Source organism: Pseudomonas sp. GD03903 (assembly GCF_029840045.1).
In the GTDB taxonomy this organism is placed as follows: Bacteria; Pseudomonadota; Gammaproteobacteria; order Pseudomonadales; family Pseudomonadaceae; genus Pseudomonas; species Pseudomonas pseudonitroreducens.
This window is the reverse complement of the sequence record NZ_JAOCBT010000002.1, coordinates 419,608-442,980: the sequence shown is the minus strand read 5'-3', so window position 1 is coordinate 442,980 and position 23,373 is coordinate 419,608. Positions and strand designations below refer to the sequence as shown.

The following is a 23,373-nucleotide window of genomic DNA, read 5'->3' as shown; positions in this document are numbered from 1 at the left end:
CCGGGGTTTTGTTTTGCCAGCTTCGCTCCACAGGCAAGCGCAAATGAAAAAGCCCCCGGCGTTTCCGCCAGGGGCTTTGCAAGGCACCGCACCGCTTGCGTGGAGCGGTCGGCGCCTTTCGGGCAAGGGCGGGCGCCCTCGCCCGCCGTGCTCAGCGTACCGCTTCGAACAGGCCGGTGGCGCCCATGCCGCCGCCCACGCACATGGTGACGATGCCGTAGCGCAGGTTGCGCCGCTGCAGTTCGCGCACCAGGTGGCCGACCTGGCGCGAGCCAGTCATGCCGAAGGGGTGGCCGATGGAGATGGAGCCACCGTTGACGTTGTACTTCTCGTTGTCGATACCCAGGCGATCGCGGGCATACAGGCACTGCGAGGCGAATGCTTCGTTGAGCTCCCAGAGGTCGATGTCGGCGACCTGCAGGCCCTTGGCCTTGAGCAGCTTGGGCACCGAGAACACCGGGCCGATGCCCATTTCGTCCGGCTCGCAACCGGCGACGGTGAAGCCGCGGAAGAAGGCCTTGGGCTTGAGGCCCAGTTCCAGTGCCTTGTCCAGGCTCATGACCAGGGTCATGGAAGCGCCATCGGACAGCTGGGAGGCGTTGCCGGCGGTGACCGAGCCGTCCTCGGCGAACACCGGCTTGAGGGAGTTCAGGCCCTCGAGGGTGGTTTCCGGGCGGTTGCAGTCGTCGCGGTCGACCACGGCATCGAGCACCTTCTTCTCGCCGGTGGCCTTGTCTTCCACCAGGTACTTCACGCTCATCGGCACGATTTCATCGTCGAACAGGCCTTCGGCCTGGGCGCGCGCGGTGCGCTGCTGGCTCTGCAGCGAGTACAGGTCCTGCGCTTCGCGGGTGACGTTGTAGCGGCGGGCGACGATCTCGGCGGTCTGCCCCATCGGGTAGTAGATGCCGGGGAAGTCCGACTCCAGGCGCGGGTTGACGAAGTTGTCGCGGTTCATCTTGCCCGCGGTCATGCTGATCGACTCGACGCCGCCGGCCACCAGGATGTCGCTGCAGCCCGAGGCCACCTGGTTGGCGGCAATGGCGATGGCCTGCAGGCCCGAGGAGCAGTAGCGGTTGAGGGTCATGCCGGCGACGTGGATACCCAGGCGCGACAGCACCGCCGCGTTGCGGCCGATGTTGTGGCCCTGGGCGCCTTCGTTGGAACCGGCGCCGACCACGCAGTCATCCACCAGCAGCGGATCGAGGTTATTGCGCGCCAGCAGCGCGTCGATGCAATGGGCGACCATGTCGTCCGGACGGGTCATGTTGAATTTGCCCCGGAAGGACTTGGCCAGGCCGGTACGGACGCTGTCGACGATCACCACTTCGCGCATGGGAAACCTCGTTGCTTGTTGTTCGTTGGGGAGGATGGTCTGGCCCCGAGCATAGGCGCCAGTGAGGACGCAGAGCGACGATCATTCACCAGCCGTATAGCCGAGCCCTGTTCCTCCCCATTGACCGATACGCCGGGCCCAAACGAAACCGCCGCCCGGAGGCGGCGGTTTCGACTGGCGTCACACGGGGTCAGACGGTGTCGGTCTTGATCGCGTGGTCCCCCAGCAGGCCGGTGAGCACGGTCTGCGTATCTCCCGCCGAGAGCACGCCGCTACCGGCATGGCCCGCGTACTTGGAGGCGAGGTCGACGTTGGCCAGGTCGACGGTCTGGGTGACGGCGCCACCGCTGGTGGGGCTGACGCCGATGGTGGTGGTGCCGGCGCTGACCGAGAAGGTCAGGTAGTGCGCCAGCGACGAGGCGGTGGCGGTTTCCCCTTGCAGCAGGTCGGCGAAGTTCAGCACGTCGTGCTCGGCGATGTTGAAGTCCTTGATCACATCGTGACCGGTATCGCCGGACTTCCAGATGAACTCATCCGCACCGGTGCCGCCGTACATGATGTCGTCGCCGGGCCCGCCGATCAGCTTGTCGTTGCCACCCTGGCCGAACATCAGGTCATTGCCCGGGCCGCCCTCGAGGATGTCGTCACCGCCGCGGGTGTCACCGGCGACGTTGAACTGATCGGCGTGCTGGACGATGTAGTTGCTGATCGTCGCCGCCGTCGGCGCCGTACCATTGGTCGCGGTCAGGTAGTCCACCAGCGCCTGGAAGCCCTGGCCGTTGTGCGTGCCGGCGGCATGCCCGGCCCAGGCCAGTTGGTCGGTGTTGATGACATCGCCGAAGATGATGTCGTTACCCGCGCCGCCGACCAGATGGTCGTTGCCCACCGTCGCCGGTGTGCTGGTGCTGAAGCCTTCCTGCAGCGCCGCCTGCAACTGCTCGGCGGTGTTGATGATCTGCGGCTGGCCGACCGAGTTGGTGAGGGTAGTGCCATCGACGCTGGTGCCGACAGTACCGGTGGTGTTGGTGTTGTCGAAGTAGCGCAGGTAGTCGCTGTTGATGCCGCTGCCGATACCGATGGCATTGACGCTCACCGAGTTGTCGCCGACCAGGGCGCCGTCATGGTGCAGCATGTCGTGCCCGGAAGTGAGCGCGACGTTCATGTCGTTGTAGTTGGTGCTGCTGCCACTGCCGGCGTTGCCGTTGTAGACAGTGGGGTTGCCGTCGGTGAGGAAGAACGCCAGGTTGACGTAGCCGTGGGCAGCATCGGCATGGTTGGTATTGACCTGGCTGTTGAACCACGCCGAGGCCTTCTGCATGGCATCGTCGTAGTTGGTCGCACCGTTTGCGCTGAGGGCATTGATCGCTGCGATCAGCAAGGTCACGTTGGCTGTGGTCAGGCCGTTGAAGCTGGTGCTCTTGGCGGTGTCGGCGAACGACACCAGGTTGACGTTGATGACCCCGTCATGTCCCTTGATGGTGTTCACCAGGTTGATCAGCGCGTTCTTCGCCAGGGCCATGCGCGACATACCGCTGCCGGAGGCGTCGGACATGCTGGTGGAGGTGTCGACGATCAGCGAGATGTTGTAGTTCTTGCCCGGCTGGGTATAGACCGAGACTCCGCCGGCATCACCGATCAGTACGTCGTTACCGCCACTGCCATTGATCTGCCCGGCCTTGTCCGCATCCAGCGGGCTGGGAACGGTGTGCAGGACCGAAGAGCCATCGACATCACCGGCGTTGCTGCCGACCACCAGAATGGGCTGGCCGTACTTCAGGCAGATATTGAGGTTGGCCGACGCCGTGTCGCCGTCGCCATCGACAATGGTGTACTTGAACACCTCGCTGATCTGCCCGCTTTCCGGGAAGGCCACGCCCGCCTTGGAGGCGTAGGTGTAGTCACCGGCATGGTGCCCCGCCACATCCTTGAGGTACACGGTCAGCGTGCCGCTGCTGGTCTGGATGGTCAGCAGGCCGGTACTGCTGCTGTAGCTGCCGGTCGCGCTGGTCGCGCTGGGGTTGACGTTGGTGAAGTTGCCCGAGGCATCCACGGCAAACTTCTCGCCGCCGAACTCGACCTGGCTGATGCGCACGGTTCCATCGGCGCTCACCGGCACATCGTTGGCCAGCAGGTTGCCGCTGACCGAGTCGATGGTCACCAGGTTCTGCAGGGTGGCGGTGAGGTCGCTGGGCTGGGTGACAATGATCGGCGTGCCCTTGCCATCGATGCCCACCAGGTCGGCGTTGGTGATCGAGGTGCCCAGGCCCACGGCGTAGGCATCGACGTGGTTGGTGGCGTCGTTGTTGTCACCGTCCGGGTTGGCCAGGAATGCCTTCCACTGGGTGATGGCGCTGCTGGTGTTGCCTTCGTTGGGCTGACCATCGGAGATGAAGTACACCCGGTTGATCGCCGCCGGGTCATGGCCGCTGGCGGTGATATCGGAGGTGACGTTGGTCTTGGCCAGGTTCAGCGCGACCTGGTAGTTGGTGTTGTCCTCGGTCTGCAGGCCGTTGATCTTGTTCACCAGGGAGGTGTACTGAGCGTCGGAGCTGCCGCTGAAGTTGAAGTCGCCGAGGTCCTTGGCAGTGCTGGCGAAGGTCAGCAGCGACACGTGGATGGCGATGCCCATGGCCGCATACTGCTGCACCAGGTTGACCAGCGCCGCCTTGGCGTTGGCCAGTTTGTCGCCCTGCATGCTGCCGGAAACGTCCACCACCAGGGTCAGGTTCACCGCCGGCGGCGCCTGCTGCACCAGGCAGCGCGGCGAATCGTCCACCGCCGTCGGGCCGTCGTCGAGGAAGTTCAGCTTGCTGCCCAGGTCGACGCTGACGGACTTCGAATCACCGTCGCCATCGGTCACCGTGGCGGTCAGGCCGATCTTGCCGTTGGCCAGGCTCAGCGAATCGTTCGGGTCATTGGCATTGGGATGTTTGAGGGCCAGTTGCTGGTCGAGCTTGACCACGCCACTGCTGTCGAGCGTCACCTTGAAGGCCGTCGCCCCACTGGTGCTGCCCACCCGGCCTTCGACCTGCGTATCGCTGACCTTGACCAGCACGATGTTCTGCCCGTCAGTGGTCTGCAGGCCGCTCTGGGTACCGCTGGTAGCCGTCAGGCTATAGGCAGTGCTGCCGCCATCGGCGCCGGGGTTGGCGTTGAAGGCCGTACTGAAGTTGGCGCTGGCATCGATGCTCAGGTTGCTTTCATCGACCGTCAGCGTCGGCACGGCGCTGTTGTCCACGCTGATGCTCGGACCATCGTCGAGGAAGGTCAGCTTGCTGCCCAGCTCCAGGCTCGCCGACTGGGAGTCGCCATCGCCGTCAGTGATGGTCGCGACCAGGGCGATCTTGCCGGTAGCGATGCTCAGTGCGTCGTTCGGGTCGGTAGAGATCAGATGCTTGAAGGCCATCTGCTGGTCGAGGGTCACGCTGCCATTGTTCACCGTCACGGTGAAGGCAATGGCGCCACCGCTTCCACCAACCCGACCGACCACGCCACCGTTTTCGTTGAACAGGAAGATCTTGTCGCCGTTGGTCACGCGCAGGCCGCTGTCGCTGCCTTCGGCCGCCGCCACCACCTTGTACACCAGCGATCCCGCACCGTCGGCGCCGTAGCTGCTGGTGAACAGACTGGTGACATTGGCGCTGGCATCGCTGCCCAGGTTCGACTCGTCCACGGTCAGCGCCGGGGCACCTTGCGAACTGGCGGTAATGCTCGGGCCATCGTCGTGGAAGCTCAACTGGCTGCCCAGTTCGACACTGGCGCTGTGCGAGTCGCCGTCGCCATCGGTGATGGTGGCGGTGAGGCTGATCTTGCCGCCGGCGATGCTCAGCACGTCGTCCGGGTTGGCTCCGTCCGGGTGCTTGAGCGCCATCTGCTGGTCGAGGGTGACGTTGCCGTTGTTCACCGTCACGGTGAAGGCAATGGCGCCGCCGGCCCCACCGACGCGGCCGACCACGCCGCCGTTTTCATTGAACAGGTAGACCTTGTCGCCATTGGTGACGCTCAGGCCGCTGTCGCCGCCCTGGCTGCTGGCAACCACCTTGTACACCAGCGAGCCTGCGCCGTCCGCGCCGTAGCTGCTGGTGAAGAGGCTGCTGACGCTGGCACTGGCATTGGCGTTCAGGTTGCTCTCGTCCACCACCAGCGCCGGACCATTGGCCTGGTTGGCGACGATGCTCGGCCCGTCGTCGTGGAAGATCAGCTTGCTGCCCAGGTCGATGCTGGCGCTCTGATGGTCGCCGTCGCCATCGGTGATGGTGGCCGTCAGGGTGATCTTGCCGGTCACCAGGCTCAGCGTTTCATCGTCGTTGTGGCTGTCCGGGTGGATGAAGGCGACACGTTGCTCCAGGGTCAGCGCACCGCCATCGGGGCGTACCACGAAGGCGATGGTGTTGCTGCCCTCAACCTTGCCGACCACCCCGTTGCCGTCGTTGAACAGCAGGATGCGCGCGCCATCGGCGCTTGCGCGCAGGCCGCTGTCGGTTCCGTCCTGGGCCACGCTGACCTTGTAGGTAACGCTTCCCGCACCATCGGCGCCGAAGCTGGTGGTGAACAGTTGCGACACCAGCGACGCCTCGACACGCGCGGCGCTGCCAAGGGTGGACTCATCCACCACCAGGCTGATATCGGCATCGGTGCACGGCTGGATGCTGGGGCCATCGTCGAGGAAGGTCAGCTTGCCGCCCAGGTCGACGCTCGCCGAGGCGTGGTCGCCATCGCCATCGGTAATGGTCGCGGTGAGGCTGATCTTGCCGGCGCCGATGCTCAGCGGATCGTTGGAGTCGGTGGTGATCAGATGCACCAGCGCGCGCTGCTGGTCGAGAGTGATGACGCCGTTCTGCTGGGTGACGCTGAACGCCACCAGGCTGGTGCCCTCCACGCGCCCTTCGACGCCATTGGCGGTGTTGTAGAGGAAGATCTTGCTGCCGGTGGCGGTGTCCTTCAGGCCACTGTCGATACCCTCGGTGGTAGTCAGCTTGTAGGTGATGCCACCAGCCCCGTCATTGCCGAAGTGGCTGCTGAACAGCGCCGCCACGTCACTGGCCGAGGCACTGGCGGCAACGCCCAGCTGGGTCTCGTCCACCGTCAGCCTGATGTCGGCGGTGGTGCAGGGTTCGATGCTCGGACCATCGTCGTAGAACACCATCTTGCTGCCCAGGTCGACGTAGGCCGAGGCATGGTCACCGTCACCATCGGTGATGGTCGCGGTGAGGGTGATCTTGCCGTTCTCCAGGCGCAGCGGTTCATCCGAGTCGTTCGGATTGCCGTGCACCAGCGCCAGGCGCTGGTCGAGCATCAGCGCACCGTTGTCCTCACTGACGACGAAGGCGATGGCGTTGCTGTGCTCGACGCGGCCGACCACCGTGCCGTTCTCGTTGTAGAGGAAGATGCGGTCACCGCTGGCGGTCTCGCGCAGGCCGCTGTCGCTGCCATCCACGGTGCTCACCTTGTAGGTGATGCTGCCCGCGCCATCGGCACCGAAGTGCGACTCGAACAGCAGCGAAACCAGGCTCGACTCGACGCGCGCATCGCTGCCGAGGTTGGACTCGTCCACTTCCAGGCTGATGTCGTAGATGCTCGAAGGGGCGATGCTCGGGCCGTCATCGAGGAAGGTCAGCTTGCTGCCCAGGTCGATGCTGGCGCTCTGGTGATCGCCGTCGCCATCGGTAATGGTCGCCGTCAGGGTGACCTGGCCATCCAGGTGCAGGGCGTCGTCGGGATTGGTGGTATCCGGATGCGCCATCGCGCGCAGTTGTTCCAGGGTGACCTTGCCATCAGCATCGATGCCCACGCGGAAGGCGACCGTACTGGTTCCCTCCAGGCGCCCCTCGACACCGTTGGCCGTGTTGTAGAGGAAGATCCTGCTGCCGGTGGCGGTATCCTTCAGGCCGCTGTCGGTGTTGTCGGCGGCGCTCAGTTTGTAAACGATGCTGCCGGCACCGTCGGCGCCGTAGTGGGCGTTGAACAGATCGGCCACGCTCAGGCTGCTGGTATCAGCCTGGCCCAGGTGGGTTTCATCCACCGTCAGCTTGATATCGGCATCCTTGCACGGCTCGATGCTCGGGCCGTCGTCGAGGAAGGTCAGCTTGCTGCCCAGGTCGATGTGCGCCGAGGAGCTGTCGCCATCCTTGTCGGTGATGGTGGCGGTCAGGGTGAGCGTATTCGGGTCGAGGCTGACCCCGTCATTGGCGTCACCGGGGTTCAGATGAACCACCGCGCGCAGCTGGTCGAGGGTGACCTTGCCATCCGGATCGAGGGTTACCCGGAAGGCCACGTCGGCGCTGGTGCCGACTCGCCCTTCCACACCATTGAGGGTGTTGAAGAGGAATATCTTCTCGCCGGTGGCGGTGTCCTTCAGGCCGCTGTCGGTGCCATCGGTGGTGCCTACCTTGTAGGTGATGTTGCCCGCGCCATCAGCGCCGAAGTGCGCGGTGAACAGGTCGGCCACGCTGGTACTGCTGGTGTCGGTGACGCCCAGGTGAGTTTCGTCCACCGTCAGCTTGATGTCGGCATCCTTGCACGGCTCGATGCTCGGGCCGTCGTCGAGGAAGGTCAGCTTGCTGCCCAGGTCGATGTGCGCCGAGGAGCTGTCGCCATCCTTGTCGGTGATGGTGGCGGTCAGGGTGAGCGTATTCGGGTCGAGGCTGACCCCGTCATTGGCGTCACTGGGGTTCGGGTGAACCACCGCGCGCAGCTGGTCGAGGGTGACCTTGCCGTCCGGATCGAGGGTGACCCGGAAGGCTACGTCGGCACTGGTGCCGACTCGCCCTTCCACACCGTTGAGGGTGTTGAAGAGGAAGATCTTCGCGCCGGTGGCGGTGTCCGTCAGGCCGCTGTCGGTGCCATCGGTGGTGCCCACCTTGTAGGTGATTGAGCCCGCGCCGTCAGCGCCGAAGTGCGTGGTGAACAGGTCGGCCACGCTGGTGCTGCTGGTGTCGGTGACGCCCAGGTGGGTTTCGTCCACCGTCAGGTGCAGGCCCTCGGTGTTGCCCACGGAAATGCTCGGACCGTCATCGAGGAAGGTGAGCCTGCTGCCCAGGTCGAGGCTGCTGCTCTGGTGGTCGCCATCGGCGTCGGTCACGGTGGCGGTCAGGCTGATCTTGCCGGTACCCAGGCTCAGCGGATCGTTCGAGTCGGTGGCGTCCGGATGGACCAGCGCGCGCAGTTGATCGAGGGTGATCTTGCCGTCGGTGCCCAGGGTCACGCGGAAGGCGACTGCACCGTCGGCACCGCCCACCCGGCCTTCGACACCATTGGCGGTGTTGAACAGGAAGATCTTGTCGCCGGTAGCGGTGTCCTTCACCCCGCTGTCGGTGTTGTCGGTCGCGGACACCTTGTAGGTGACCGAGCCGGCACCGTCAGCGCCAAACTGGACGTTGAACAGATCGCTTGCGCCGACCGTGCTGGTGGCAGCCTGGCCGAGGTTGGTTTCGTCCACCGTCAGGTGCAGGCCCTCGGTGTTGCCGACAGAGATGCTCGGGCCATCATCGAGGAAGGTGAGCCTGCTGCCCAGGTCGAGGCTGGCGCTCTGGTGATCGCCGTCGGCGTCGGTCACGGTGGCGGTCAGGCTGATCTTGCCCTCGCCCAGACTCAGCGGATCGTTCGAGTCGGTAGCGTCCGGGTGCACCAGGGCGCGCACCTGGTCGAGGGTGATCTTGCCATCGGCACCCAGGGTCACGCGGAAGGCGACGGCGCCGTCGGCACCGCCCACCCGGCCTTCGACACCATTGGCGGTGTTGAACAGGAAGATCTTGTCGCCCGTGGCGCTGTCCTTCACGCCGCTGTCGGTGTTGTCAGTGGCACTGACCTTGTAGGTAATCGAGCCGGCACCGTCTGCGCCGAACTGCGCATTGAACAGGTCGCCCGCGGCGACGCTGCTGGTGGCAGCCTGGCCGAGGCTGGTTTCGTCCACCGTCAGGTGCAGGCCCTCGGTGTTGCCCACCGCAATGCTCGGGCCATCGTCGGTAAAGCTCACGCGGCCGCCGAGGTCGATGGAGCTGCTGGAGGAAACGCTGTCGCCGTCGCGGTCGGTGACCGTCAGGTTGCCCTGCAGTTGCACCAGGCCGGAATCGAGCACTGCGGTCTGGCTGGCATAGCCGCTTTCACTGCCCGGCAGGGCATGATCGATGGCGCTGTACTGGGTCAGGGTGACCACACCGGTGCTGCCGTTCACCGACAGGCTGAAGATGGTGTTCTCGCCGCTGATGCCGGCGGCGCTGGCCGAGGTGGAGGCGACGATGGCGCCGCCCACGCTGTACAGGTAGATAGTCGCGCCGCCGCTGGTCAGGCCCGAGTTGGCGCCGTTACCGCCGACCAGGTTCAGGCTGTAGCTCATCTCGGTAGTGCCGGCGCCGTCACCGCCATAGTTGGCGGTCACCTTGAACGCCGCGCTGTAGTCGGCGCTGGAGGTGTCGAATGCTGCCCCGATGGTGTTGGCGTCATGGGTCTGCAGCAGCACGTCCACACCATTGTCGGCGGACAGGCTGGCCTGCGGCGCGTCGTCGACGATACCCACGGTCAGGGTACCGTTGGCCGAGGTGCCGTTGCCATCGGTGATGGTGTAGGGAACATCAAAAGTCAGCGTGTCCTCGGAACCCTTCACCGGGTGATCCACCGGCTGCAGCAGGGTGACCTCGAAGGCGCCGGTGTTGATATTGGTGAGGGTGATGGTGAACACCGGCGTGCCATTGGCGCTGCCGGTGAGCACATGGCCGTCAGGGCTGACGCTGTAGGTGATGGCGACACCACCCGAGGTCAGGCTGGATAGCCCCGCAGTGCCCCAGGCGAAGCTGCCGACACCATCGCTTCCGAAGTTGTAGCCCAGGTTGCCGGAGTAGCTCGCGCCCTCACCGGCACCATCGGGAATCCCGCCGGGCAAGCCGGCCTCGAATACGCTGGCACCGCCAGGGCCGCTGGGGCCCGCACTCGGCTGGCCATCCGGCGGCACCACCTCCGGCGGCGTAACGGCCTCGGCGCGAGGCTGCGGGACACCGTCGAACTCACGCAGGGGCAACGGGCCCGAGCCGATCGGGCCGGTGGGGAAGCCGATATTCGGGTCAATGTGCCCGCCCACCTCGGTCAGCAGCACGAAGGAGTGCCCGCCGCCTGGCTTGTTGTTGGCCGCGCCTGCGGCACTGGGCCCTGCGGCAGTGGCTTCGGCTTGCTGGGTCGGGTCGGCGCCCGCGGCGATGGCCGCCTGCAGCGCCTTGACGTCGGTGACGTCCTGCTTGGTCGGCGTCGCCGGCTGTTGCTGGGCAACCGCCTGGTCGCCCTGCTCCGCCTGGTGCGCGGCGGAAAGCATCTGCGAGGTCAGCGGCAGCGAGCTGTCACGCCCCAGCGTGATCTCGCCGCCTCCTGCGACCTTCAGCGCGACTGCGCCATTGGCGCCGGTGACCAGCTGCTCACCGACAAAAACCTTGTCTCCCTGTTCCAAAGGACGACGCGATCCATCGGCGGCTACCGCAAACACTTCGCCGATTACCTTGCTGACGACACCCATCAAAGTAGCCATGAGTCCTTCCTCCGCTGCACATCCCGCGGTCGGTTCCACCGACGCGCGATTGACCGAAACAGGCCATGGCACCGCTTGTATCGGGATGCTGCGAAGAAAGTTGCGAAGAGGGCAAAAAGGACTGCTAGCGTTTTTGCATCAAAAAGCCAGCGACAATTTTTTGTCATGCTGGCCACGCGTTTTCTTGTCCTTCTGCGGTGGTCCCCGCCCTAACTGCTACAAACCGTACCTGGCTTCTTCTGCAAGCGCCTTATCCGGCCCATACCCAGGAAACACGAGGGCTTGCACGTTCAAACAATGTGCTGCTTTTCACAGGGCTCATAAGATTTTTTCCGAATAACCCTTGTGAAAAATTCTTCTGAGGTTTTCGAAAAGTTGTTCTTAGCTCTGATGTTACAGGCGTGAAACGCTTGATAAGAGAAAAAAGCCAATAAATTGGCGATCCAAGAGCATCGAAGTACAAGAACACCAGGAGCAAAGCCATGCGCAGTCGTAACGCGGCACTATGGAGCGGTGTATTTTTGGCGGTGTCGGGGACTCATGGGCAAGCCATGACGCTGACCGAAGCTATACAAAGCACGCTGCAATACCACCCGGAAATCAGCCAGAGCGTAAACAGCCGCCTCACCGCGGATGAAGAACTGAAATTCGCCAGGGGCGGCTACCTGCCGACCGTCGATCTTGTCGCGGGCTACGGCCGCGAGAACACCGACAGCCCCACCACCCGCGCAGCGGGCAACCACAACGATGAAACCCTGACCCGGGGTGATGCCGAGATTCGTCTGCGGCAGATGCTGTTCGACGGCTTCGGCACCCCCAACGAGGTCAAGCGCAACGAGTCCAACGTCAATTCCAAGGCCTTCCGCATCCTCGGCACCTCGGAAACCGCGGCCCTGCGCACCGTCGAGGTCTACCTCGAAGTGCTCAAGCGCCGCGAGATGGTGGCCCTGGCGAAGAACAACCTGCAGGCCCACGAACGCATTGGCGACCAGATCCGTCTGCGCAGCGAGCGCGGCGTCGGCAGTACCGCCGACAACGACCAGGCCATCGCCCGCCTGGCCCTGGCGCAGAACAACCTCTACACCGAGGAAGTGAACCTGGCCGACGCCGAGGCGAATTTCTACAGCGCCACCGGACGCATGCCCGACCAGCTGGAAGCGCCCTCCACGGTCAAGGCGGAAGTTCCGCCGGACCTGCTGGTAGCCCGGCAGAACATGCTCAGCGACAACCCGCTGCTGAAATCGGCACAGGCCGATGTCAACGCCGCCGAAGCCCAGTACGAGGCCGCCAAGGCGCCCTTCTACCCGCGTTTCGACGCTGAGCTGGCCAAGGCGGCCAACAACAACGTCGATGGCGACGAAGGCCACTACAACAGCTGGGAAGCCCAGGTGGTGATGCGCTACAACCTGTTCAACGGGATGCGCGACAAGGCCCACCTGAACGCCACCTCGCACCAGATCAATGAGGCTCAGGACGTCCGCAACAACGCGCTGCGGCTGCTCAACGAGAACCTCTCGCTGGCCTGGGACGCGATGGAAAACTCCAAGAAACAGACCCAGCCAGCACGTGAATACGCCGACTACACCCGCAAAGTGCGCGAGGCGTACCAGCAACAGTTCACCCTCGGCCAGCGCACCCTGCTCGACCTGCTGGACAGCGAGAACGAACTGTTCACCGCCAACCGTCGCTACACCGAAGTGCGCTACACCGAGGAGTACTCGATGTACCGCGTGCTCGGCAGCATGGGCGCGCTGCTGAAGTCCCAGCACGTGGTGGCGCCGCACGAAGCCGTAGCGCTGTCGGATGTGAAAAACGAGGCACGCCTGCCTGACCTGAAATAAGAAAGTCGCTCGCGTCCGTCCCTGTGCCCTGCGCCGCCCGGCGCAGGGCTGACGACCGTGAAGCGATACGACGGGGCATGGATAACCCGACGACCGGAGTGGCCGGGCGAACACCTGCAAGTGTTCGCCCGGCACGGTTGACGCGGGTGGGCCCGGCCCGGGAGGAAGTAGCGTGACCATGATCATCCAGGAGCGCGGCACACCCGCGCCGGGCGATCCGCGCCTGAGCCATGACGATCCCCTGCTCGACGGACTGCTGATCCTCTGCCGGCTGCATGGCTGCGCGGTGAGTCGCAACAGCCTGGCCGCCGGCTTGCCGCTGCCCAACCAGCGCCTCTCCGCCAACCTGCTGCCACGCGCCGCCGCCCGTGCCGGGCTGCAGGGGCGACTGCTGCGCCGCGAGCTGAAGAGCATCTCCAACCTGAACCTGCCGGTCCTGCTGCTGCTTAACGACGGCCGCAGCGCCGTGCTGCGCCAATGGCGCGACGACGGCCAGGCGCTGATCCTGCCCTGTGAAACCGAAGGCGGCGAACAGGCCGTCAGCGCCGACGAACTGGCTGCGCAGTACAGCGGCCAGGCACTCTTCGCTCGCCCGCGCCACGAACTGGAAGCGGCGCGCAAGCCGCTGGTGCCGCGCGTCGAGGCCTGGTTCCGCGACACCCTGCGGCTGTCGCGCTGGCTCTACACCGATGCCCTGGTTGCCAGCCTGCTGATCAACCTGCTGGGCATGCTGGTGCCGCTGTTCGTCATGCAGACCTACGACCGCGTGGTGCCCAACCAGGCGCTGTCGACCCTCTGGGTGCTCGCGGCCGGCCTGCTGATCGGCACCATGTTCGAGCTGCTGCTGCGCGTGCTGCGCTCCAACCTGCTGGACATGGCCGGCAAGAAGACCGACGTGGTCCTTTCCGCCACCCTGTTCGAACGCATCACCGGCATGTCGCTGAAGGCCAAGCCCGAGACCGTCGGCGGCTTCGCCCAGAGCATCCATGACTTCCAGGGCCTGCGCGAATTCCTCACTGCGCTGACCCTGACCAGCCTGATCGACCTGCCCTTCTCGCTGCTGATGATCCTGGTCATCGGCCTGCTCGGCGGCTGGCTGGTGGCCGTGCCGCTGCTGGCCTTCCCCATCACCATCGTGTTCGCCCTGATCATCCAGAGCCGCCTGCGCGACACCGTACAGAAGAGCCTGACCCTGGGCGCCGAACGCCAGGCCCTGCTGATCGAGACCCTCGGCGGCCTGGAAACCCTCAAGGCCTGCGGCGCCGAGAGCGAGCGCCAGTACCGCTGGGAAGCCACCCACGGCGCCCTGGCGCGGTTGGACAACCACGCGCGCTTCCTCTCCGCGCTGGCCACCAACGGCACCCTGTTCCTGCAGCAGTTCGCCGGCCTGGCGATGATCTGTGCCGGGGTCTACAGCATCCTCGACGGCAACCTCAGCGTCGGCGCGCTGGTCGCCAGCTACATGCTCAACAGCCGCGTGCTCGCGCCGCTGGGGCAGATCGCCGGGCTGATCACGCGCTACCAGCAGGCGCGCCTGACCATGAAGAGCACCGATGCGCTGATGGAGCTGCCGCAGGAGCGCCAGGCCCGCCAGCGCCCGCTGGAGCGCACTCAGCTGCACGGTGCGCTGGAGGTCCGCCAACTGAGCTTCAGCTACCCGGAGCAGACCATTCCGGCGCTGAACCACGTCAGCCTGCGCCTGGCCCCCGGCGAGAAAATCGGCATCATCGGCAAGAGCGGCTCGGGCAAGAGCACCTTCGGCCGGCTGCTGATGGGCTTCTATCACCCGGACGAAGGGCAGATCCTCCTCGACGGCCTGGACCTGCGCCAACTCGACGTCTCCGACCTGCGCCAGCAGATCGGCTACGTGGCCCATGACCTGCCGCTGCTGGCCGGCAGCCTGCGCGACAACCTGACCCTCGGCGCACGCTACGTCAGCGATGCGCGGATGCTCGAAGTGGCCGAGCTGACCGGCGTCAGCGAACTGGCCCGGCAACACCCGGCCGGCTTCGACCGCCCGGTGGGCGAGCGCGGCCAGTTGCTCTCCGGCGGCCAGCGCCAGGCGGTGCTGATGGCCCGCGCGCTGCTGCTCGACCCACCGATCCTGCTGCTCGACGAACCCACCAGCGCGATGGACAACAGCAGCGAGGAAATCCTCCGCAAGCGCCTGCACGAAGCCTGCCGCGACAAGACCCTGCTGCTGGTCACCCACCGCACCTCGATGCTCAGCCTGGTCGACCGCCTGCTGGTGCTCGACAGCGGCCGGATCGTCGCCGACGGCCCGAAAGACGCGGTCATCGAAGCATTGCGCAAGGGCCACGTCGGCCCGGCAGCGGGGTAATGGCCATGCACTTTTCGCAATCGATCCGCGGCTACCTGGGCGGCAACGGCGCCCGCGACACCGAATTCATGCCCGAGGTCCAGGGCACCCTGCTGGAAGACTCGCCCAATGCCACGCGCATCACCCTCTGGGCCGCGCTCGGGTTGCTGGTGGCGGCCATCACCTGGGCCTACTTCGCCGACATCGAGGAAGTGACCAAGGGCGAAGGCAAGGCCATCCCCTCCTCCAAGGTACAGACCATCCAGAACCTGGAGGGTGGCATCGTCTCGGAAATCTTCGTCCGCGAAGGCCAGGTGGTGAACAAGGGCCAGCCACTGCTGCGCCTGGACGACACGCGTTTCTCCTCCAACAAGGGCGAGACCGAGGCCGACCGCAACTCCCTGGAAGCCCGCGTGGAACGCCTGAAAGCGGAAGCCGACGGACGCACGCCGGACTTCACCGACGACCTGAAGAAAGCCGCACCGCAGGTAGTGGAAGACCAGATGGCGCTGTACCAGACCCGCATGCAGCGGCAGAGCAGCGAGCTGAACATTCTCCAGGAACAACTGCGGCAGAAGACCCAGGAACTGCAGGAGTTCCGCGCCAAGACCCAGCAGTACCGTTCGAGCCTCGGGCTGGTGCAGCAGGAAATCAACATGTCCGAGCCGCTGGTGAAGGCCGGCGCGGTGTCCCCGGTGGAATTGCTGCGCCTGCGCCGCAGCGCGGTGGAGATCAGCGGTGACCTCAACGCCACCAACCTGGCCATTCCCCGCGCCGAAGCGGCGGTGAACGAGATCCAGCGCAAGGTGGAGGAGTCGAAGCTGGGCTTTCGCAGCGACGCGCTGAAAGAACTCAACGACGTGCGCACCGACCTCAACAAGCTCACCGCCACCAGCCGCGCGATCGACGACAAGGTCAACCGCACCCTGGTGGTCGCGCCCATGCGCGGCATCGTCAAGCAGCTCAAGGTCAACACCATCGGCGGCGTGGTGCAGCCGGGCAACGACATGGTGGAAATCGTCCCGCTGGAGGACAACCTGCTGGTGGAGGCGCGAGTGCGCCCGCAGGATATCGCCTTCCTCCACCCCGGCCAGCCGGCCACGGTGAAGTTCACCGCCTATGACTACACCATCTACGGCGGGCTCAAGGCCAAGCTGGAAGTGATCAGCGCCGACACCATCACCGACGACAAGGGCAACAGCTTTTACATGATCCAGGTGCGCACCGACAAGAATCACCTGGGCACCGACGCCAAGCCCCTGCTGATCATCCCCGGCATGGTGGCGACGGTGGACATCATCACCGGCGAGAAGAGCGTGCTGGACTACATCCTGAAGCCGGTGCTCAAGGCTCGGTGGGAGGCTTTGCGGGAGCGGTGAGTTCCTTGTGGGACTTCTCCGCTCGGGCTTGCCCTCACCCCAACCCTCTCCCGGAGGGAGAGGGAGCCGTCCGTGCCGGCTTGAAGGCCGGGCTTCTCCTCGCACAAAGGCATCCGACCAACTCGCCAGCCCCGCTTCACTCGGGATAGTCCCCTCTCCCTCTGGGAGAGGGTTAGGGTGAGGGGCTCTTGGTCCAATACAGCTGCCAACTCACCCTTCTCCCCGCCAATGCGCCCCCGGCCCCTCCTCCGCCAACTTGTCCCCCGGATTGCGCAACGGGCAGGCCTCCATCGACAAACACCCGCAACCGATGCAGCCGTCGAGCTGATCGCGCAGCAGCAGCAATTTCTCGATCCGCTCGTTCAGGTCCTCGCGCCAGCGTGCCGACAACCGCGCCCAGTCCGCCGCCGACGGGTTGTGCCCTTTCGGCAGCGAACCCAATGCCTCGGCGATCTCCCCCAGCGGAATGCCGACCCGTTGCGCCACCTTGATCACCGCCACCCGACGCAGCGTGTCGCGGGAATAACGGCGCTGGTTGCCTGCATTGCGCGAGCTGCTGATCAGGCCCTTGGCCTCGTAGAAGTGCAGCGCGGAAACCGCCACGCCGGCACGCTTGGCCAGCTCGCCGACGCTCAGCTCGCGGTGCATGGAGCAGGAAGAAGATTCTTTCATGGGCTATTGACCTCAACTTAAGTTGAGGTTTTACCCTCGCCAGGCATTCGGTTCAAGCCAGGGAGCCCAGGAACATGACGCAACCCGCCCCGATCACCGCCCATGCCTGCGTGGACAACCCGCACTTCATCCTGCAGATCGAGATTGACGTACCACCCCGGCAACGCCCGCACATTGCCGCGCGGCTGGGCGATTACCTGTCGCACCTGCAGGAGCTGTTCTACCGACGCCCCGGCTACCTCGCCAGCGAGTTGCATGCCGAAGGCGAGCCACAACGGCTGGTCGGTCGCCTGCACTGGCGCCGCCAGGAAGACTGGGAAGCCGCCTGGGACTGCCGCCACACCGCCAGCGACCTGTTCGCCGACAGCCTGCTCAGGCTCGGCGCGCGGAGCATCCGCTTCGGCAGCGGCGAGACGGAATCCGCAACGTAAATCGCCCGGGCGGATCTGTAGGAGCGAGGGGGACGCCTAGTCCTTGCTCGCGAACCCGTCTGAGGCAACGGCATCGTCGGGAAATCCATTCGCGAGCAAGCTCGCTCCTACACAGAGCCGCTTATGCCGGCAGGCTCATATGCAGCAAGGGGAATGGCCGCCCTTCGCCATCCAGCGGCGAGCGCCCGGTCTGGACAAAGCCATAGTGCAGATAGAACCCCACCGCCTGAGGATTCTGTTCATTGACGTCGACACTCAGCGTAGCGCGCGATTCGCGCACGAAATCCAGCAGCGCGCGGCCAAGGCCCCGCCCCCGGCAATCCGGGTCGATGAAAAGCATTTCCACATGGGTGTCGTTGAGGCCGATGAAGCCCTGGGGGCAGTCGTCGGCATCGACCGCCACCCAGACCTCGACGGCGGGCAGGTAGAGATCGCGAACCTGCGGCAGCAGCGCGTCAATGTCGGCGGGTTGCAGGAAGTCGTGGGTCGCGCGCACGGCGCCCAGCCAGATGTCGAGCAGCCGCGGGTTGTCTGCGGCAATGCGTTGGCGAATGAGCATGAATTCATCCTGATTCAGCAAATCACAATGGGATAGCGCGCCACGCAGGTGACGGCCGTTGGAGCGTCGGCAGCATGAATGCCCGCTTCGCGAATCAACGCCTGGGCGGTGCACGGCAGAGGCAGCCGGAGAGGGAAGGACGACGATCCTACCCAGCCCTTCCCGACCGGTAAAGCCTCACCCGGCCAGCCAGCGCCAGCCGATCTCCCCGCACTCCAGCCGCGCATCGAGTTCGAGCCGGTCGAGAAACGCAGCGTCATGGGAGACCACCAGCAGCGCGCCCCGGTACTGACGCAGGAGGTTTTCCAGCGCCTCGCGGGAAGGCAGGTCGAGGTGGTTGTCCGGCTCGTCCAGGAGCAGCAGCTGCGCCGGATGCTCGGCGTAGAGTTCGCAGGCCAGCGCCGCTTTCAGCCGCTCGCCACCGCTGAGCAGCGCACTGGGCAACTCGACCCGTGCCGCCGGCAAACCCAGCTGCGCCAGCCGGGTACGCAGCAGCGCAGGGTCCGCCACGCGATTGCGCTCCTGTAGCTGCTCGAACACCGAACGCTCCGGCGCCAGCGCGGTCAGGTGCTGATCCAGATAGGCACTGCGCACCCTCACTTCGCAGGAGCCAGCAGCGGGGCTGAGTACGCCGGCCATCACCTTGAGCAGGGTCGACTTGCCGCTGCCGTTGCGCCCGGTGACCGCCACACGGCGAGGCCCGTTCAACTGCAAGTCCAGCGACGCAGCGTTGCCGTATGGCAGGCGCAGCGACTCCAGCAGCATTACCCCACGGGACTCGGGCAGCTCGCAGTCCGGCGCGTTGAGGACCACCGCGCGGTCCTCGCGCAACTGCTCGAAAGCCTCGCTCACCTCCCGCGTCAGGCGTTGCCGCCGCTCGTCATGCTGTGTGGCCAGGCGCGCGATGCTGCCCTGGCTGCGTTCCTTCTGCCGATCGACGAGGATCTTCGCCTGATTGGCTTCCTTCGCCTCCTTGCGCCCCTTCGCCTGTCGATGCTCCTGGCGCTCGCGCTGCTCCTGCATGGCGTGCTGCTGGCGATCACGCTCCAGCTTGCGCCGCTGCAACTCGCGCTGGGCGTTGTCCTGCTCCTGCTGACGCACCTCACGGTAGAAGGCGTAGCCACCGGAGTAGCTGCGCAGTCCAGCCGAAGACAGCTCGACGATGCGTTGCATGTCGTCGAGCAACAGGCGGTCATGGCTGATCAGAATCAGGCCGCCGCGCCAGCGCTGCAGTTGGTCGCACAGGGCATCGCGGCCGGTGCGGTCAAGGTGGTTGCTCGGTTCGTCGAGGATCAGCCAATCGGCGCCGCTGAGCCAGGCGCCAAGCAGCGCAACCCGTGTGCACTCGCCACCACTGAGGCGCGAGGCGGACGTATCCGGCAGCAGATGGGCGAGCCCGGCCGCCGACAGTTCCGCCTCCAAGCGGGCGCGGATGTCCCAGTGGCCATCGAGGCGTTCAAAATCGGCCTGGGCGACCCCACCGGCTTCGACGCGCGCCAGCGAATCCAGCAGCGGTTGTACGCCGGCCAACTCTGCCACGCTGCCGAACGCCTGCGGCTCGAGGCGCTGCGGCAGGTAATGCACCGGCCCGGAGAGCAGGCAACGACCGGCGCTGGCAGCCAGCTCGCCCGCCATGATCCGCGCCAGCACGGACTTGCCCACGCCATTGCGCCCGACCAATGCGGTGCGACGGCCATCGAAGGTTTCATCGAGGTCGTGAAACAGCGGTTCGCCCGTGGGCAATTGAAACGTGACGCCATGCAGCGTCAGGGAGACAGGGTTCGTCATACGCCAATCCATCGGATGCCGGGTAACCCCCAGGAACGGAACCTGGGACGGAAACGGGCCGTGAAACCACGGCGGCATCAATGACGCATCGGACGAATACCTCGCGAAGGGGAATGAGGGGCGCAGTATACGCGCGTCCCCGCGCTCCTGCTCCTGTAGGAGCAACTGTCTTCTCTGGATAGCCCGTCTCTGCGTCTTCCCCCTCACCCCAACCCTGGCTGCGCGCCCCGCTCCTCAGGGAGAGGGGGCAGTCCGAGCCGACTGACGCGAAGGTTTCATCCTGCACCGAACGGTCCCCTCTCCCCTTGGGAGAGGGCTAGGGTGAGGGATGGTTCAAGCGCAGAGGTATCTCGTAGGAGCGGATCAGCAGCGCGGCCCGTGGTTGCGCTGGAAGGTTTCCTCGCCCATCGCGGCGATCTGCCCGTCGATCAGTGCATCGAACGGGCGCAGCAGCGCGGCGTGGGACTGCGGCGCATCCAGCGCATCGAGCGCATGCACCACGGCTTCGATGGTCGACAGCGCGCCTTCGGCCGGCGCCTTGCGCAGGCGGTAGCGCGAGGTGAGTCCTTCCGGCAGCACAACGCGTGGCAGCGCGGCGAGGTTCGGGTTGAGGTGCAGCAGCTTGCGCGCCTTGCGCCAGGTCCCGTCAGGGACGACCAGCAGGCGTGGTTTATCCACAGGCTGCACGGCCAGATCAGCCAGACCGACAGCGGATTCGCCGGGGAACAATAGCCAGGCGTCCCAGGCGGACAGGTCCAGCGCACTGAAATCCTCGCCAACCATCAATTCCGCATTGACCAGGCCAAGCGCCGCCAGCCGCGCAGTGTTCAGCGCGTGGCCGACCTCGCTCGGATGCTGCAACAGCAGCACGCGGGTGCGGTTATCCACACGGGGAATCAGCGCACACAGGCAATGCTTCAACGGGCGCTCGCAGCGCGGACAACGGGCGCGGCTCATGACTGGCTCGGCTGGGTGCGCAGCAGGTCGCGGAAGTTCTGGATCAGCGGCTCGCGCGAGCGGCCCCGGCGCAGGATCAGCGAAAACGGCGCCTGGTAGCCGAAGGTCGCCGGCAGCAACGCGCGCAGGCGGCCCTGCTCCACCCAGGGGTGGGCGTAGTGCTCGGGCAGGTAGCCGATGTAGCCGCCGGAAAGAATCAGGATCAGCTGCGCCTCCATACTTTCCACCGTGCCGGCGCTGTGCTTGAAGCCGTGCCGCGCCAGCTCCGCCTGGCTCCAGTAGCCACGGCCGACCATGCGCTGCTGGGTGATCAGCTCGGCAGGGATGCGCCGTCCGTCGAACAGCGGGTGGCGATCGCTGCAGTACAGCCAGTGCTGCTCTCTATAGAGCGGCTGGTAGACCAGGCCGTTCATCCGGCTGAAGAACGAACCGATGGCCAGGTCCAGGCGGTTGTCCAGCACCGCCAGTTGCAGCTCGTACGGGCTCTGCACCTGCAGGTGCAGGTGCACCGCGGGGTGCAGGCTGCTGAAGGAGCCGATCACATCCGCCAGCGGCAGCGCCGGGTCGCTCACGGTGGAATCCAACACGCCGAGGTTCAGGGTGCCGCGCAGCTCGCCCTTGAGGGTCGCCGCATAGCGCTCGAAGCCTTCCAGTTCGCCGAGGATGCGCAGGGTTTCCTGGTGGAACAGCTCGCCCTTGCTGGTCAGGCCGAAACCGCCACGCCCACGGTGGCAGAGCACGATGCCCAGCTGGTTCTCCAGTTGACTCATGTAGGTGCTGATCGCCGAGGTCGACAGGTTCAGTTCCTGCTGTGCCGCGGCGAAGCCCTGGCTGCGCACCACGCAGGCGAAAATCCGCAGCAGTTTGACGTCGGGCAATGCGCTCGCGCTCATGAAGACTCCGCAAAACCGCGGCCGGGCCGCTCTAGTTCAGTAGTTTCTATACCTGAAAAACGGATGATAGCAAGCCACCTATCTATTCAGGAACCACAGGCCACAAGCCCGGCGAGCCGTCTGCTGCGGCAAGGTGGCGCAGTCTAGCCGCAGCCATTAGTTTAGAAAACTCTGAAGTGATTATTTGTAGCCAGCGATTTTTTCCACTACCCGGCATGAAGAAAATCGACCCCCAGTATTCAACAAGCCTGTTTCCACGAAGACAGCGATCAGCCTGAGGCCCTCCCCATGGACAAGAAACTTCACCAGCCCCTGGGCGGTAACGAAATGCCGCGTTTCGGCGGCATCGCCACCATGATGCGCCTGCCGCATATCCAGTCCACCGAAGAGCTCAACCAGCTCGATGCCGCCTTCGTCGGCGTGCCCCTGGACATCGGCACCTCCCTGCGCTCCGGCACTCGTTTCGGGCCGCGCGAAATCCGCGCCGAGTCGGTGATGATCCGTCCGTACAACATGGCTACCGGCGCTGCGCCGTTCGACTCGCTGAACATCGCCGACATCGGTGACGTGGCGATCAACACCTTCAACCTGATGGAAGCCGTACGCATCATCGAAGAGGCGTACGACAAGATCCTCGACCACGGCATCCTCCCGCTGACCCTGGGCGGCGACCACACCATCACCCTGCCGATCCTGCGTGCCATCCACAAGAAGCACGGCAAGGTCGGCCTGGTTCACATCGACGCCCACGCCGACGTGAACGACCACATGTTCGGCGAGAAGATCGCCCACGGCACCACCTTCCGCCGCGCGGTGGAAGAAGGCCTGCTGGACTGCGACCGCGTGGTGCAGATCGGCCTGCGTGCGCAGGGCTACACCGCCGAAGACTTCAACTGGAGCCGCAAGCAGGGCTTCCGCGTAGTGCAGGCCGAAGAGTGCTGGCACAAGTCGCTGGAACCGCTGATGGCCGAAGTCCGCGAGAAAGTCGGCGGCGGCCCGGTGTACCTGTCCTTCGACATCGACGGCATCGACCCGGCCTGGGCGCCCGGTACCGGCACCCCGGAAATCGGCGGCCTGACCACCATCCAGGCGATCGAGATCGTCCGTGGCTGCCAGGGCCTGGACATCATCGGCTGCGATCTGGTCGAGGTCTCCCCGCCCTACGACACCACCGGCAACACCTCGTTGCTCGGCGCCAACCTGCTGTACGAAATGCTCTGCATCCTCCCGGGCGTAGAGCGCCGCTGAGCGCACGAGCACACCCATGAATAACGACGCCTGCGTAGCACAGGTGCTGGAGGCTGCCCGCGATCTCGTGGCAGCCTTCGCGCGCACCGACACCGAAGCCTACTTCGCCGCCTTCAGCGAAGACGCCTCCTTCATCTTCCACACCTGGCCGGTGCCGCTGCTGTCGCGCGCGGCTTATCGCGAAGTGTGGGAAGGCTGGCTGCGTGACGATGGTTTCGAAGTCCTTGACTGCCTTTCGAGCAACACCTTTGTGAGCCTGCAAAGCGAAGACGTGGCGGTGTTCTGCCACGACGTCGCCACGCGGCTGCGCATCCAGGGAGAGGAAAGCCTGAACCACGAACGGGAGACCATCATCTTCCGCCGTGATCCGAAACAGGGCCGCTGGCTGGCCACACACGAGCACCTGTCACCGTCTCCGACGCCATAAAGACAGGGCTC

13 protein-coding genes are annotated in these 23,373 nt (G+C 65.3%); 6 read left to right on the top strand and 7 right to left on the bottom strand.

What is annotated here, in order from left to right; all coding sequences use genetic code 11:
• Nucleotides 1-151 precede the first annotated feature (151 nt).
• Together N5C91_RS04675 and N5C91_RS04670 are read right to left on the bottom strand one after the other, a co-directional pair.
• On the bottom strand, nucleotides 152-1,336 hold the full coding sequence (locus N5C91_RS04675; RefSeq protein ID WP_236175029.1) for a thiolase family protein: 1,185 nt from the start codon (nucleotides 1,334-1,336) through the stop codon (nucleotides 152-154).
• A 190-nt stretch (nucleotides 1,337-1,526) separates the two neighbouring features.
• The gene (locus N5C91_RS04670; RefSeq protein WP_279828162.1) at nucleotides 1,527-10,847 is read right to left on the bottom strand and encodes a retention module-containing protein; all 9,321 of its coding nucleotides are present in this window, start codon (nucleotides 10,845-10,847) and stop codon (nucleotides 1,527-1,529) included.
• Nucleotides 10,848-11,329: 482 nt separating this feature from the next.
• On the opposite strand from N5C91_RS04670, the gene N5C91_RS04665 reads away from it, so the two are divergent.
• The 3 genes from N5C91_RS04665 to N5C91_RS04655 all read left to right on the top strand — a co-directional run bounded on the left by N5C91_RS04665 (nucleotide 11,330) and on the right by N5C91_RS04655 (nucleotide 16,387).
• On the top strand, nucleotides 11,330-12,688 hold the full coding sequence (locus tag N5C91_RS04665) for a TolC family outer membrane protein (RefSeq protein WP_236175031.1): 1,359 nt from the start codon (nucleotides 11,330-11,332) through the stop codon (nucleotides 12,686-12,688).
• Nucleotides 12,689-12,866: 178 nt separating this feature from the next.
• Nucleotides 12,867-15,029, top strand: a complete 2,163-nt coding sequence (locus N5C91_RS04660; RefSeq protein ID WP_236175064.1) for a type I secretion system permease/ATPase — start codon at nucleotides 12,867-12,869, stop codon at nucleotides 15,027-15,029.
• 5 nt (nucleotides 15,030-15,034) lie between these two features.
• Nucleotides 15,035-16,387 carry an HlyD family type I secretion periplasmic adaptor subunit gene (locus N5C91_RS04655; RefSeq protein ID WP_236201082.1) on the top strand — a complete coding sequence of 451 codons (1,353 nt, stop codon included), beginning with the start codon at nucleotides 15,035-15,037 and terminating at the stop codon, nucleotides 16,385-16,387.
• 210 nt (nucleotides 16,388-16,597) lie between these two features.
• On the opposite strand, the gene soxR is transcribed toward N5C91_RS04655, so the two are convergent.
• Nucleotides 16,598-17,059, bottom strand: a complete 462-nt coding sequence (soxR, locus tag N5C91_RS04650; protein ID WP_279828159.1) for a redox-sensitive transcriptional activator SoxR — start codon at nucleotides 17,057-17,059, stop codon at nucleotides 16,598-16,600.
• A 74-nt stretch (nucleotides 17,060-17,133) separates the two neighbouring features.
• Between soxR and N5C91_RS04645 the strand changes: the two genes are divergently transcribed.
• Nucleotides 17,134-17,490, top strand: a complete 357-nt coding sequence (locus N5C91_RS04645; protein ID WP_279828158.1) for an antibiotic biosynthesis monooxygenase — start codon at nucleotides 17,134-17,136, stop codon at nucleotides 17,488-17,490.
• 121 nt (nucleotides 17,491-17,611) lie between these two features.
• Here N5C91_RS04645 and N5C91_RS04640 read toward each other — a convergent pair whose 3' ends face one another.
• The 4 genes from N5C91_RS04640 to N5C91_RS04625 all read right to left on the bottom strand — a co-directional run bounded on the left by N5C91_RS04640 (nucleotide 17,612) and on the right by N5C91_RS04625 (nucleotide 21,687).
• Entirely contained in the window at nucleotides 17,612-18,049 is a 438-nt protein-coding gene (locus N5C91_RS04640; RefSeq protein WP_236175035.1) for an acetyltransferase, read from the bottom strand.
• 177 nt (nucleotides 18,050-18,226) lie between these two features.
• Entirely contained in the window at nucleotides 18,227-19,837 is a 1,611-nt protein-coding gene (locus N5C91_RS04635; protein ID WP_279828155.1) for an ABC-F family ATP-binding cassette domain-containing protein, read from the bottom strand.
• A gap of 363 nt (nucleotides 19,838-20,200) precedes the next feature.
• Nucleotides 20,201-20,794 (bottom strand): DTW domain-containing protein, encoded by a 594-nt coding sequence (locus N5C91_RS04630; protein ID WP_279828153.1) that lies wholly within the window; start codon nucleotides 20,792-20,794, stop codon nucleotides 20,201-20,203.
• Nucleotides 20,791-21,687, bottom strand: a complete 897-nt coding sequence (locus N5C91_RS04625; protein WP_024765259.1) for a LysR family transcriptional regulator — start codon at nucleotides 21,685-21,687, stop codon at nucleotides 20,791-20,793. The genes N5C91_RS04630 and N5C91_RS04625 overlap by 4 nt, the downstream gene beginning before the upstream one ends.
• Nucleotides 21,688-21,975: 288 nt before the next feature.
• Here N5C91_RS04625 and speB point away from each other — a divergent pair, with 288 nt between their 5' ends.
• Complete coding sequence (gene speB, locus N5C91_RS04620) at nucleotides 21,976-22,935, top strand: agmatinase (RefSeq protein WP_279828149.1); 960 nt, start codon at nucleotides 21,976-21,978, stop codon at nucleotides 22,933-22,935.
• A gap of 16 nt (nucleotides 22,936-22,951) precedes the next feature.
• Entirely contained in the window at nucleotides 22,952-23,362 is a 411-nt protein-coding gene (locus N5C91_RS04615) for a nuclear transport factor 2 family protein (RefSeq protein ID WP_236175039.1), read from the top strand.
• Nucleotides 23,363-23,373: the final 11 nt, after the last annotated feature.